Consider the following 13316-nt stretch of genomic DNA (forward strand, 5'->3'; position numbering starts at 1 on the left):
CTTCGCCGGCCGGTGAAAGCGGCACCCCGGATCAAGTCCGGGGTGACGAAGAAGGAAGGCGACCGCCGAACGCCGACGGATCGAACCCCCGCACCATCCGTTCCCCCGCGATGCCGCACGAAGCCATTTGTTCTTGCGCTGTTCCGCCGCTATGGAGGGCGCGATGCTGACGGCGCTTTCCATCCGTGACGTGGTGCTGATCGAGGCGCTCGACCTCGATTTCGCTGCTGGTCTGGGCGTGTTGACCGGGGAAACCGGCGCGGGAAAATCGATCCTGCTCGACGCGCTGGGTCTGGCGCTTGGCGCACGCGGCGATACCGCGCTGGTTCGCCACGGCGCGAAACAGGCTGCCGTCACCGCGATCTTCGGGGCCCCTGCGCCCGACAGCCCGGTCGCGCGGCTGTTCGATGACAACGGCCTCGATCTCGAACCCGGCGAACCGCTCATCATCCGCCGCATCGTCAAGGCCGATGGCGGCAGCCGCGGCTTCGTCAACGATCAGCCGGCCTCCGCCGGGCTTCTCCGCGACATTGCCCCGTATCTGGTCGAGATCCACGGCCAGCACGACGATCGCGGCCTGCTCAATCCGCGCGGCCACCGCAGCCTGCTCGACGGGTTCGGCCGAATCGACACTGCGTCGCTGTCGCGCGCCTATCGCGACTGGCGCACCGCCGAAGCGGCCCTTGGCGCCGCGCTGGCCGAGATCGAGGTGGCGCAGCGCGACCGCGAATGGCTGGAACATGCCGTCGCCGAACTGACGGCACTCGCCCCCGAATCGGGCGAGGAAGAGACGCTGGCCGAACGCCGCCGTTCGATGCAGCGCGCCGAGAAGGTCGCCGATGATCTGACGCAGGTCGAGGAACGACTCGACGGCCCGAACGGCGCATTGTCGGCGCTCCGCCAGGCCGCCCGCGCGCTCGAACGCATCGCCGACGCGCATCCCGCGCTGACCGAATCGCTGGCGGCGGTCGACCGCGCGCTGGTCGAAGCCGAAGCCGCCGAGACCACCTTGCGTGACGCGACCGACGCACTGGCCTTCGACGCCGGCGCGCTGGAGGACGACGAATCCCGCCTGTTCGCGCTGCGGGCGATGGCGCGCAAGCACCGCGTCCAGCCCGACGACCTCGCCACCCTCGCCGAAGACCTCGCCGCGCGACTCGCCCTGCTCGAATCGGGTGAAGCGGGCCTCGGCAAGCTGGAGGCGACCGTGACCAAGGCACGCACCGCCTATGCCAAGGAGGCCGATCGCGTCCACGCCGCCCGCGTCGAAGCCGCCGCGCGACTCGACGCAGCGGTGGCGGGCGAACTCGCCCCGCTGAAGCTCGACGCCGCGCGGTTCCGCACCATCGTCGCCGAACTGGACGACGGGCAATGGTCGTCGTCGGGCCGCGACCGGGTGGAATTCGAGATTTCGACCAACCCCGGCGCACCCTTCGCCCCGCTGGCAAAGATTGCGTCGGGCGGCGAACTCTCGCGCTTCATCCTCGCGCTGAAGGTGGCCCTGGCCGAAGAGGGCGGGGCGGCAACCATGATCTTCGACGAAATTGATCGCGGCGTCGGCGGCGCGGTCGCCTCGGCAATCGGCGACCGGCTCCACCGCCTGTCGCGCGCCACGCAGCTGCTCGTCGTCACCCACAGCCCGCAGGTCGCGGCGCGCGGCGACCGCCACCTGCTGATCGCCAAGGCGCATGACGGCACCGTCACCCGCACCGGCGTCCGCCCGCTGACCAGCGACGAACGCCGCGAGGAAATCGCCCGGATGCTCTCGGGCGCGGAAATCACTGACGAGGCACGGGCGCAGGCACGGCGGCTGATCGAACCGGCATGACCGACCCGCCACGCACGCCCGATGGCCGCTATATCGTGGTCGACAGTGTGCTCTGGCGCGCGACCCGGCCCGACCTGCCAGAAGCGGAGCGCGACCGGCTGGTCCATGCCCTGATGGACGCCCGCCGCGCGGTAGGCGCAGGCAAGCGCGCCGCCGACGACGCGGCGGTCGCGAAGGCGCGCAAGGCAGTCGATGCGGCGAAGGTGGGCCTCGGCGAACGCGGCCCCGTCTGGTGGGACGACGGCGCGCCTGACTATAATCAGCATAAGGTAGCGAACACGCCCTATGCCGACTGGTGGGCAGGGCGGTAGATAGCACAACCCACAACGTCACCCCGGACTTGATCCGGGGTCCCGCTTCTTCTTCATCGGCTCCACGCCATCACGGATGTGGAAACTGACGCCCGTCCGCCGCCAGATGCAGCGCCATCGTCTTTACATAGGGTGTGGCCGGTTCGGCGGCGGGGCGGTGAGTGGCGCGGTCGTCGACAGGGCGGCAAGCAGAAGCGTTCGGCGCCTGATCTCCTCCGATTTCCGGAGGCAGCGTGGCCGGGAACTCCGCACGGTGGAAATCGTTTTCCTACACCGGATCGGGCTGTCAGCGTCGCTCCGCTCTTTGACAATTCCATCGCTATTGCGAGCTAACCGCAAATGGTGTGCAAAAACGCGGCGAGTGTGAACTTTGTGAACTTTGGCCGGAAAAGGCTTTGTTTTCAACGAAGCGTCACCGGCAAAGCCGGTGCCGTCGGTCGGCGCTTTTCGCGCCGCCGGCCGGACGCGCCTTGAGCCTTGGTCCAGCTATGCTGGACCTTGGCCGGCGCTAAATCGCGCTGTTCTTCGCTGCCTGCGTCGCCGGATCGAACATATAATGGTGCCACGCGAACACCGTCGCCGCGCTGCGATGCGGGCGCCATTGTTCGGCCAGCTCGCGGATCTGCTTCTCGGTCGGCCGCTCGGGCAGGCCCAGGATCTTGCCGATCTCGACCTGCACCGCCAAGTCGCCCGCCGGCCACACGTCCAGCCGCCCCTCGGCGAACAACAGGTAGATTTCGGCCGACCACCGCCCGATCCCCTTCACCCGCACCAGCTGCGCGATGGCCTCCTCGTCATCCTCCGGCAGATGGGCGAGGTCGAGCCGCCCGCTCAGCACCTCGTCGGCGAGACTCCGGGCATAGCCGCTCTTCTGCCGCGACAGCCCGGCGGCGCGCAGCTCCTCGTCGGTCTTGGTGGCGATCATCGCGGGGTCGGCCGCATCGCCCAGCAACGCCTCCAGCTTCTTCCACACCGCGTCCGCCGCCTTGTAGCTCACCTGCTGTCCGACGATGGTGCGCAGTAGCGTCACATAGCCACGCTCGCGGATGCGCGGTTCGGGATAGCCGGCATAAGCCAGCGCCGCCGCAAAGGCAGGCTCACGCGCGGCCAGCGCATCCAGCGACGTGCGCAGCTGTTCGGCGGAAAGTCCCATGGCGGGTCCTTGAAAAGCGTCGGTCGCCCCGGCATGGGACGGCGAACAGGGAGAAGATCAGATGCCAACGCTTACCGTCGTCGACCGTGCCGGGGAAGAACGAACCGTGGACGCAGAGGTCGGCCTGTCCGTCATGGAAGTGCTGAAGATCAACGGCTTCGACGATATCTTGGCGCTGTGCGGCGGTTGCTGTTCGTGCGCGACCTGCCACGTCCATGTCGATGCGGCCTATCTCGACCGCCTGCCGCCGGTCAGCCCGGACGAGGACGACCTGCTCGATGCAGTCGACGACCGTGACGCGACCTCGCGACTGTCGTGCCAGCTGCCGGTGACGGCGGAGCTGGAGGGGATGCGGGTCACCATTGGGGCCGAGGATTGACGCGAAGGAGGACTGACGCGGCAGCGCAAGCTGGCGCGCAGCCCTTCCAAGCGCGGCCGGCGGGCTCTCGGCCCGACCGACGGCATGGGCTTTGCCCATGCCGCTTTGGTGTTTGGGGCAGTCGGGCTCTGGACCGACCCTTTCCCCACCCATCCCGTTCGGTTCGAGTAGGGATCGAGCGAAGTCGAGAGCCCGTATCGAGAACGGGGTTCCGCGAACGCAACCCGCCATGGGCAAAGCCCATGTCGTCGGACGGGCCGATGGCCCGCCGGCCGGGCTTGCAGGGGCTGCGCAGCAGCGTGCTGCGTCAGTCCTGCTGCGCCATCGCCACCGCATACAGCGCAATCGCCGCGGCATTCGACACGTTCAAACTCTCGATCCGATCCGAAATCGGCAGCTTGGCGAGGATGTCGCAATGCGCCGCGGTATTCTGCCGCATGCCCTCGCCCTCGGCACCCACGACCAAAGCGACCCGCTTCGGCCCCAGCGCCTGCGCCAGCGTCGTCTCGGTATGGCCGGTCAGCCCGACACGCCAGTACCCGGCATCGCCCAGCTCGACCAGGGCCCGCGACAGGTTCACCACCCGGACCCACGGCACGCTCTCCAGCGCGCCCGATGCCGACCGCGCGACCGTGCCCGATTCGGGCGGCGCGTGCCGGTCCTGCGTGACCACGCCCAGGCAATTGAATGCCGCGGCCGAGCGCAGGATCGCGCCGACATTGTGCGGGTCGGTCACCTGGTCGAGCAACAGGATCGGGCGGTCGTCGTCGCGCCCCTGTTCGATCAGGTCCGCCAGCCAAATGTCCTCCAGCGGATCGGCTTCGATCACGATGCCCTGGTGCGGGGCGTCGGCGGGCACGAGGCGGGCGAGGTCGGCGACTTCGGCAAAGACCACCGGCACGCCTTCGGGCAGGACCAGCTGCGACCCCATTTCGCGCGTGCACCAGATCTTGCGGATCACCCGCTCGGGGTTGTCGAGCGCGGCGAAGGCGGCGTGCCGGCCCCAGAAACGGGGGCGTTGCGGCGATGCCTTGCTGGGGCGGTGTCCTTTGCGGGCCATGTCGGTCTTTCGTGTCGTGGGGGTGCGGCCGGGGTCGGCGCAGTCATCGCCGCGTCATAGCCGCGTCGGGTGGCCACGCGCAAATCGGCAACAAAGTTGCAGGCAGGCGTTGACAGCGCCGCGCCGGGACGGCAATGGGCGCCCTCGCTCAAGCGGCTTGCCCGCCTGAGTGGCGGCTGGACAGGTGGCCGAGTGGTTAAAGGCAGCAGACTGTAAATCTGCCCGGGTTTCCCGTACGCTGGTTCGAATCCAGCCCTGTCCACCACCGCCCGCGCAGGTAGCGCGGCGGTGCCCCAGCGGGAGGTGACCATCCCGACCCCCTTCGTCTTCGTTCTGGCCGCGCTCTGCGAGATCGCCGGCTGCTTCGCCTTCTGGGCGTGGTGGCGGCTCGATCGTTCGCCATGGTGGCTGATCCCCGGCATCGCCGCGCTGATCGCCTTCGCCTGGCTCCTCGCGCAGAGCGACACCGCCGGGGCCGGACGGGCCTATGCGGCCTATGGCGGCGTCTATGTATTGGGCGCGGTGCTGTGGGGCTGGGCGGTCGAGGGGATGGTGCCAGACCGGTTCGACCTGATCGGCGCCAGCCTGTGCCTTGCCGGCTGCGCCGTCATCCTGTTCGGATCGCGATGATGTGGGGTTGGAGCGGGTAGCGGGAATCGAACCCGCGTATTCAGCTTGGAAGGCTGCTGCACTACCATTGTGCTATACCCGCCCACGCGCATCGGCGTCAGGGCGATGCACCTGCCACAGCGAAGCGGGATAGGTCAACCGCCTCGTGCAACGCCTTGCTTTCACGGCATGCCGCCCTATTGCTCCGACCACAATATGCCCGGGGGAGGGTGCGATGCTGAACGAAATGGGCGCCGCGATCGGCGATGTGCTGAACCCGCACGGGCCCGCAGTACAGGCGGCGAAGAGCTTTGCGCCGTCCGACTATTCGATCCATTTCTTTTTGCAGCTGGCGGTGATCCTGCTCGCGTGCCGCGTGGTCGGCTGGGCGGGCAAGCGCTTCCTGAATCAGCCGCAGGTGGTGGGGGAAATGATCGCCGGCGTTGTCCTCGGCCCCTCGCTGCTCGGGCTGTTCTTCCCCGATCTGCAGGCGGCGATCTTCCCCAAGGAAACGCGCGGGGTGCTCTATGCCGGCGCGCAGCTGGGCGTGGGCCTCTACATGTTCCTCGTCGGGTTGACGCTGCGGCTCGACCATTTCCAGACCAAGGCGCGCAGCGCGGCGATGGTGTCGGCGGCGGGCATTGCCATGCCGTTCCTGCTCGCAGTGCTGATTACGCCGCTGCTGCTGAAGGTCCCCGGCCTATTCGCGCCAGGGATTTCGACCGGCAGTGCGACGCTGTTCATGGGCGCCTGCATCGCGCTCACCGCCTTTCCGATGCTGGCGCGGATCATCCACGAACGCGGCCTTGCCGACACTGCGCTCGGCACGCTGTCGCTGACCGCCGGGGCGTTCGACGATGCGGTGTCGTGGTGCGTGCTGGCGATCGTGCTGGCGACGTTCGGCGCGGGCGCGGGTGTCGCCATCCTGGCGATCGGCGGGGCGCTGCTCTACGCCGTCTTCCTGATCCTGTTCGGCAAGCGGTTGCTCGCCCCCCTTGGCCGCGCGGTCGAGGCGAGGGGCGAGATGAGCATGACCGTGCTGTCGATCACGCTGATGCTGTTCTGCCTGTCGGCCTTCTTCATGGACGCGATCGGCATCCATGCGATCTTCGGCGGCTTCATCCTCGGTGTGTTCATGCCGCGCGGGGCTTTCGTCGAGGAACTGAAGCGCAAGGTCGAGCCGCTGGCGGTCGTCCTGCTGCTGCCGATGTTCTTCACCTATTCCGGGCTCAACACGCGGATGGATACGGTCAGCTCGCTGCCGTTGCTCCTGATCGCGCTGGGCGTACTGGCGGTGTCGATCCTCGCCAAGTTCGGCGCCTGCTGGGCAGCGGCGCGGTTGGCGGGCGAGGATAACCGCACCGCGCTGGGCATCGGCGCGCTGATGAACTCGCGCGGGCTGATGGAGCTCATCATCATCAATATCGGCCTGCAAAAGGGGATCATCGGCCCGACCCTGTTCGCGATGCTGGTGCTGATGGCGATCGTCACGACCGTCATGGCGACCCCGTTGTTCGAGGCGGTGTACGGCAGGCGGGCGCGGGCCAGTGGCGAACTGGGACACGTGCCTGCGTAAACACTGGCGTTCGTACCCCGGACGCCATAAATCGCGCGCACAATGGCAAAGATCACGACTCCGCGCCCGGTTCGCGGCACCCAGGACATTTTCGGTGACTTCGAACGGCGCTTCACCCATGTGGCTGAGACGTTCGAGCGCGTCCGCCGGCTCTACTGCTTCAACCGGGTCGAGGTGCCGGTGTTCGAATCGACCGCCGTCTTCGCGCGTTCACTGGGCGAGACGACCGATGTCGTGTCGAAGGAGATGTATTCGTTCGAGGACCGCGGCGGCGATTCGCTGACGCTGCGCCCCGAATTCACCGCCGGCATCGCCCGCGCGTTCCTGACCGAAGGGTGGCAGCAGCACGCCCCGCTGAAGCTCGCGACCCACGGCCCCGTGTTCCGCTACGAACGCCCGCAAAAGGGCCGTTATCGCCAGTTCCACCAGATCGACGCCGAAGTGATCGGCGCGGCTGAACCGATGGCCGATGTCGAATTGCTGGCAATGGCCGATCAGCTGCTCAAGGAACTGGGCATTTCGGATGGCGTGACGCTGCAGCTCAACACGCTGGGCGATGCCGAGACGCGCGACGCATGGCGCGCCGCACTGGTCGAACATTTCGAAGCGCATCGCGGCGACCTGTCGGAGGACAGCCTCAAGCGCCTCGACAAGAACCCGATGCGCATCCTCGATTCGAAGGACCCGCGCGACCGGCCGATCGCCGACAGCGCGCCGGGGATCGACGGGTTCCTGACGCCGGAAGCGGCGGACTTCTTCGCGGCGGTCACGTCTGGGCTGGATGCGGCGGGGGTCCAGTGGACCCGCAACGACCGCCTCGTGCGTGGGCTCGACTATTACCGCCACACCGCGTTCGAATTCGTCACCGACCGGTTGGGTGCGCAGGGCACCGTGCTGGCCGGCGGACGTTATGACGGGTTGATCGAAAGCCTTGGCGGGCCGGCGACGCCGGGCGTTGGCTGGGCGGCGGGGATCGAGCGGCTGGCGATGCTGTTGGAGGAAAAATCTGCTGAGGTGGCAGAGGTCGTGGTCCTCCATACTGACCGAAGCTATATTGCGATGGCGCAAAACCTAACGGCTTCGTTCCGCAGAGCCGGGATAGTGACTCGGATGCCGTTCAAGGATGATCTCAATCTAGGCAAAGAGTACAAGCGTGTTGGCGGCTCTAAGCTCGTTGTTGAAGTTGGCGGCACCGAGTTCGATGAGCTTCAGAAGAGCGACATTCCGTTGGATCGAATGGTCCATGTTAAGAACCTTGCTACCGGTGCTAAAGCTACAGTCGACGTCGAGCGCGCAATCGACGTGGTGCGCAAAGCGGTAGCTGCGCTGGCATGACCATCGCCCCCGAACGCATCGCCCAGATCGAGGCGCGGCGCGACGAGCTGGCGGCGCAGATGGCGACCGGCGACCTGCCCGGCGACCGCTTCGTCGCGGTGTCGAAGGAATATGCCGAGCTGGAGCCGGTCGCGCAGGCGGCGGGTGAGGTGCGGCGGCTGCGCGCGGAGAGCGAGAGCCTCTCCTATATGACGCAGGACGCCGATGACGACCTGCGGCAGATGGCGGTGGAGGAACTCCACGCCAACCGCCAGCAGCTCGAAGCTGCCGAACGCGCGCTGTCGCTCGCCCTGCTGCCGCGCGACGCGGCCGACGAACGCGCGGCGATGCTCGAAATCCGGGCTGGCACCGGCGGCGACGAAGCGGCGCTGTTCGCGGGCGACCTGTTCCGCATGTACCAGCGCTATGCCGACAATCGCGGCTGGCGGGTCGAACTGATCTCGGCATCGGTGTCGGACGCGGGCGGCTACAAAGAAGTCGTGGCCAGCGTCACCGGCGCGGGCGTGTTCGCGCGGTTGAAGTTCGAAAGCGGCGTCCACCGCGTACAGCGCGTGCCGGCGACCGAAAGCGGCGGGCGCATCCACACCAGCGCCGCGACCGTCGCCGTCCTGCCCGAAGCCGAGGATGTCGACGTCCAGATCGACGACAAGGACCTGCGCATCGACGTCTATCGTTCGTCCGGCCCCGGCGGCCAGTCGGTCAACACGACCGATTCGGCGGTGCGCATCACCCACCTTCCCACCGGCCTCGTCGTGATCCAGCAGGACGAAAAGTCGCAGCACAAGAACAAGGCGAAGGCGCTCAAGGTCCTGCGTACCCGCCTGTACGAAGCCGAACGCCAGCGGCTGGCCGACGAGCGCGCCGGCACCCGCCGGTCGATGGTCGGGTCGGGCGATCGGTCGGAGCGCATCCGCACCTATAATTTCCCGCAGGGGCGGGTGACCGACCACCGCATCAACCTGACCCTCCACCGCCTGCCCGAAATCCTGGAAGGCGAGATGGAGGAACTGATCGGCGCGCTGATCGCGCAGGACGAGGCGGAGCGGCTGGCGACGCTGGATGGGTGAGACGACGCTGCGTCGCGCACTGGTCGCGGCGACGGCGCGGATCGCGGGCGTTTCCGATTCCCCCCGGCTCGACGCCGAACTGCTCGCCGCCCATGCGCTTGGCTGCACGCGCGAGGCGATGCTGCTCGCGCGGCTCGACGATCCGGTACCGCCGGACTTCGAAGCGCTGGTCGAACGCCGCCTGACCCATGAACCGGTCGCCTACATCACCGGCAGCCGCGCCTTCTGGACGATCGACCTGCTGGTCGGTCCCGGCGTGCTGGTCCCGCGAGCCGATAGCGAGACGCTGATCGAGGCAGCGGTGGCGCATTTCGGCGGACGTTCGCCCGCGCGTATCCTTGACCTCGGCACCGGGCCGGGTACGTTGCTGCTCGCCGCGCTGGACGAGTGGCGCGAGGCGACGGGGCTGGGCGTCGATGCCTCGGGCGTCGCGCTCGACTATGCCCGGCGCAATGGCGAGGCGCTGGGGATGACCGGGCGCGCGACGTGGATGCAGGGCGACTGGACGGCGGGGATCGATGGCCGCTTCGACCTGATCCTCGCCAACCCGCCCTATATCGGCACCGACGAAGCATTGCCGCGTGAGGTTGTCGGCCACGAACCGGCCGGTGCGCTGTTCGCCGGGGCGGACGGGCTGGACGATTATCGCCGGATCATCCCCGAACTGCCGCGACTGCTCGCGCCGAACGGGATCGCCGCGATCGAGATCGGCCATGCGCAGGGCGATGCGGTGATGGCGCTGGTGCGGGACGCCGGTCTGCCCGCGCGGCTGGTCCGCGATCTGGGTGACCGGGCACGCTGCGTCGTGGCCGGTTGACGAGACGAACCGGGACCCCATCTTTCCGCTTGGAGAACCCCGATGCACCCGCTAAGACCGGCAGCGGGGCAGGCACCATCGACCAAGGCGTCGATTGCGGGGCGTGGCTCCTTCCATCGTCATGTGAACCACTGTCGTCCGGTGGTCATGGCAGGCGGACGGTGCCCGTGCATCGTTTCGCGAAGTGGCTCGCACCCGGGATCGCGAGATCGACGGACAGGTAAGGACAGGACAACCAACCCTTGATGAACAATCGTCAGCCCGGCCGCCGTCGCGGTCGCGGTGGTCAGCGCCAGCCGGGAAGCGGCGGCGGCGGCAATCCGCGTGATAACGGCAACCGTATCGACAATCGCGCGCGCGGCAACGCGGCGCAGTTGCTCGAAAAGTACAAGAACCTCGCCGCCGACGCCCAGCGCGCCGGCGACCGGGTGAACACCGAATATTACCTTCAGTTCGCCGATCATTATTTCCGTGTGCTCGAAGCCGGGCGTTCGCGGGTCGAGGAACAGCGTCGCAGCCGCGACGAGTTCGACGGCAATGACGAGGATGATTTCGACGGCGACGGCGACAATGGCGCCGAAACCGGCGGCCAGGATCGCGGCAACCGCGACGATCGCGGTCAGCAGCGGGACCAGCGCGAGGATCGCGGCAATCGCGACGATCGCCAGCCCCGTGCCCAGCGCGACTATCGCGACGACCGGGCTCCGCGCGAAGAGCGTCAGCCGCGTGAAGAACGCCAAGCGCGTGAAGAGCGTCAGCCACGTGAGGAACGCCAGGCGCGCGACGATCGCGGCCCGCGCGAAGATCGCCCGCAGCGCGAGGAACGGCCCCAGCGCGAGCGCCTGCGCCGTGATGGCGGACGCACCACCGCCCCGGCTAATGACGGCGCGGAACTGCGCGGCGTAGAGGGCGATTTCGGCACGCAGCAGAACGTCGCTGCCGAAATCGCGCCCGAGGTTGCGGCCGAGGCCAAGCCCGTCCGCCGCCGCACGACGCGCGCCCGCGTCGAGGCGGTCGCCGCCGAGCCGGTCGAGGTCGCACCGTCGATCGAGGCCGATCGCCTGCCGCCGTCGCTGTCGGCGAACGACGATGGTGCGGAGCGTCCGCGCCGCCGCCGCCGCGTCCGTGCCGACGAGGAAGAGGCTGTGCCGCCCGCCGCCTGATCGGGCGACGACGGTAAGGAACAGGGGCCGGTATCGCCAAGCGCGATGCCGGCCCTTTTTCGTGTGAGGTTGGTGACGAAGCCTGCGCTATCAACGCACCACTTCGTCACCTTGGACTTGATCCGGCGTCCCGCTTTTTCGTCAGCCGGGAAGGAAGAAGCGGGACCCCGGGTCAGGCCCGCGGTGACGGGGGGAGGTGGTGCCCTTAATTCCGAACGGCACCGGATTGTCGAGCGGCCCGCCCTTCGTCCCTCACCCCGCTACGAACTGTTCGGCGGTGAGCGCGTACAGCCCGGCCGCGCCGGTCATCGCCGCCATGCCCAGCCCGCGTGCCTCGGGCACGATCCGGTCGAGATAGAAAGCGACCGCCGCCCGCTTGCGCGCGACGAAATCGGGGTCGTCGATCTGGTCCAGCGCGCGGCCCTGTCGTTCCAGCAGCCAGCCACAGGTGCAGGTGGCGAGCATCGTCAGGAACGGATAGCTGCCCGCCAGCCGGTCATCGACATCGGCCTCCAGCATCCAGCGCGCGACCGCGCGGGTGTCGTTCAACAGGTCGCGCAGCGCCGCATGGCCGACCTCGCCGTCCATGTCGGCGAACAGCGATTCGACGCCCGCGCCGCCATCGCCCACCAACTTGCGCCCGACCAGATCGGCGGCCTGGATACCGTTGGTCCCTTCATAGATCGGGGTGATCCGCGCATCGCGATAATATTGGGCGGCACCGGTTTCCTCGACATAGCCCATGCCGCCATGGACCTGCACGCCAAGACTCGCGACCTCGCAGCCGATGTCGGTGCCATGCGCCTTCGCAAGCGGGGTCACGAGGTCGAGTCGCGCCTTCGCGCCGTCGATGCCCAGCGTCGCGCGATCGACCTGCCCGGCGGCGTAATAGACCAGCGCACGCGCCGCCATGGTCTGCGCGGTCATGCGCAGCAGCATCCGGCGGACATCGGGATGTTCGATGATCGCCACCGGCGCACCGCCGGTCGAGGCGCGGGCCGACTGGATACGGTCGCGGGCATAGGCGACGGCACGCTGCGTCGCGGCCTCCGCCACCTGCACCCCCTGAAGCCCGACATTCAGGCGCGCATTGTTCATCATTGTGAACATTGCGCGCATGCCGCCGCCCTCTGCCCCGATCAGTTCGCCGATACAGTCGCCGTTATCGCCGAACGAAAGGACACAGGTGGGCGAGGCGTGCAGCCCCATCTTGTGTTCGATCGACACGACGCGGACGTCGTTCGCCTCGCCGGGATCGCCGTCCGCATCCAGCCGGTATTTGGGGACGAGGAACAGCGAAATCCCCCTGGTCCCCGCTGGCGCGCCGGGCGTTCGGGCAAGAACGAGGTGGACGATATTGTCGGCCATGTCGTGATCGCCGAACGAGATATAGATTTTCGTGCCCCTGATCCGCCAGGTGCCGTCGCCGACCGGTTCGGCGCGGGTGGTCAGCGCACCGACGTCCGACCCGGCCTGCGGCTCGGTCAGGTTCATCGTGCCGGTCCATTCGCCGGTCGCGAGTTTGGGCAGGTAGCGCGCCTGCTGTTCGGGGCTGCCATGATGGGTCAGCGCCTCGATCGCGCCGACGGTCAGCGTCGGGGCGAGCGCAAAGCCCAGATCGGCGGTGCCCAGCGTCTCCAATACGGCGGTCGCCACTGCGAAGGGCAGCGCCTGTCCGCCGAATTCTGCGGGCGATCCGATCGTGCCCCAGCCACCGGCGACATAGGCCTGATAGGCGGCGCGATAGCCATCGGGCATCACCACGCCATCGGGGGTCCAGCGCGCGCCGACCGTATCGCCCTTGCGCGCCAGCGGCCGCCATTCGCCGGCGGCGAAATCGCCGACCCCGGTCAGGATCGCATCGAGCAGGTCGGGGGTCGCATCGGCGAAGCGTGGGGCGTCGGCGATCGTTTCTATGCCGGCGGCATGGGTCAGCACGAAACGCTGTTCGGCGGTGATGGGGGTCAGGTCCATTTGCCCTCTCTCGATCCTTGGCTTTTGGCGGTATAGGCACCGAA

The 13316-nt window shown here is 68.1% G+C and carries 12 protein-coding genes and 2 tRNA genes; 10 read left to right on the forward strand and 4 right to left on the reverse strand.

What is annotated here, in order from left to right:
* Positions 1-163: 163 nt before the first annotated feature.
* Together recN and ASE67_RS07425 are read left to right on the forward strand one after the other, a co-directional pair.
* Positions 164-1828: a DNA repair protein RecN gene (recN, locus tag ASE67_RS07420; RefSeq protein WP_055759310.1), complete on the forward strand. Its 1665-nt coding sequence runs from the start codon at positions 164-166 to the stop codon at positions 1826-1828.
* Positions 1825-2139 (forward strand): hypothetical protein, encoded by a 315-nt coding sequence (locus ASE67_RS07425; protein WP_055758578.1) that lies wholly within the window; start codon positions 1825-1827, stop codon positions 2137-2139. The genes recN and ASE67_RS07425 overlap by 4 nt, the downstream gene beginning before the upstream one ends.
* A 508-nt stretch (positions 2140-2647) precedes the next feature.
* Here the strand turns inward: ASE67_RS07425 and ASE67_RS07430 are convergent.
* The gene (locus ASE67_RS07430) at positions 2648-3292 is read right to left on the reverse strand and encodes a DNA-3-methyladenine glycosylase family protein (protein ID WP_055758580.1); all 645 of its coding nucleotides are present in this window, start codon (positions 3290-3292) and stop codon (positions 2648-2650) included.
* Between the two features lie 61 nt (positions 3293-3353).
* On the opposite strand from ASE67_RS07430, the gene ASE67_RS07435 reads away from it, so the two are divergent.
* On the forward strand, positions 3354-3671 hold the full coding sequence (locus ASE67_RS07435; protein WP_055758583.1) for a 2Fe-2S iron-sulfur cluster-binding protein: 318 nt from the start codon (positions 3354-3356) through the stop codon (positions 3669-3671).
* A 307-nt stretch (positions 3672-3978) separates the two neighbouring features.
* Here the strand turns inward: ASE67_RS07435 and rlmB are convergent, their stop codons facing one another.
* The gene (gene rlmB, locus ASE67_RS07440; protein WP_055758586.1) at positions 3979-4731 is read right to left on the reverse strand and encodes a 23S rRNA (guanosine(2251)-2'-O)-methyltransferase RlmB; all 753 of its coding nucleotides are present in this window, start codon (positions 4729-4731) and stop codon (positions 3979-3981) included.
* Positions 4732-4909: 178 nt separating this feature from the next.
* On the opposite strand from rlmB, the gene ASE67_RS07445 reads away from it, so the two are divergent.
* Positions 4910-4996: transfer RNA gene (locus ASE67_RS07445), tRNA-Tyr, on the forward strand.
* A gap of 44 nt (positions 4997-5040) precedes the next feature.
* A complete protein-coding gene (locus ASE67_RS07450) occupies positions 5041-5361 on the forward strand; it encodes a YnfA family protein (protein WP_055759313.1) in 321 nt (106 codons plus the stop codon).
* An 8-nt stretch (positions 5362-5369) separates the two neighbouring features.
* Here the strand turns inward: ASE67_RS07450 and ASE67_RS07455 are convergent.
* A tRNA-Gly gene (locus ASE67_RS07455) sits at positions 5370-5443 on the reverse strand.
* Between the two features lie 132 nt (positions 5444-5575).
* Here ASE67_RS07455 and ASE67_RS07460 point away from each other — a divergent pair.
* The 5 genes from ASE67_RS07460 to ASE67_RS07480 all read left to right on the forward strand — a co-directional run bounded on the left by ASE67_RS07460 (position 5576) and on the right by ASE67_RS07480 (position 11298).
* Positions 5576-6916 (forward strand): cation:proton antiporter, encoded by a 1341-nt coding sequence (locus ASE67_RS07460; RefSeq protein WP_082456999.1) that lies wholly within the window; start codon positions 5576-5578, stop codon positions 6914-6916.
* Between the two features lie 42 nt (positions 6917-6958).
* Complete coding sequence (gene hisS, locus ASE67_RS07465; RefSeq protein ID WP_055758589.1) at positions 6959-8251, forward strand: histidine--tRNA ligase; 1293 nt, start codon at positions 6959-6961, stop codon at positions 8249-8251.
* The gene (gene prfA / locus ASE67_RS07470) at positions 8248-9318 is read left to right on the forward strand and encodes a peptide chain release factor 1 (protein WP_055758592.1); all 1071 of its coding nucleotides are present in this window, start codon (positions 8248-8250) and stop codon (positions 9316-9318) included. The genes hisS and prfA overlap by 4 nt, the downstream gene beginning before the upstream one ends.
* Positions 9311-10135, forward strand: coding sequence for a peptide chain release factor N(5)-glutamine methyltransferase (gene prmC / locus ASE67_RS07475; protein WP_055758595.1), 825 nt, complete (start codon positions 9311-9313; stop codon positions 10133-10135). The genes prfA and prmC overlap by 8 nt, the downstream gene beginning before the upstream one ends.
* A 245-nt stretch (positions 10136-10380) precedes the next feature.
* Complete coding sequence (locus ASE67_RS07480; RefSeq protein WP_055758599.1) at positions 10381-11298, forward strand: DUF4167 domain-containing protein; 918 nt, start codon at positions 10381-10383, stop codon at positions 11296-11298.
* A gap of 252 nt (positions 11299-11550) precedes the next feature.
* Here ASE67_RS07480 and ASE67_RS07485 read toward each other — a convergent pair whose 3' ends face one another.
* The gene (locus ASE67_RS07485) at positions 11551-13272 is read right to left on the reverse strand and encodes an acyl-CoA dehydrogenase (protein WP_055758604.1); all 1722 of its coding nucleotides are present in this window, start codon (positions 13270-13272) and stop codon (positions 11551-11553) included.
* Between the last annotated feature and the right edge of the window lie 44 nt (positions 13273-13316).

Source organism: Sphingomonas sp. Leaf23 (genome assembly GCF_001421585.1).
GTDB lineage: Bacteria > Pseudomonadota > Alphaproteobacteria > Sphingomonadales > Sphingomonadaceae > Sphingomonas.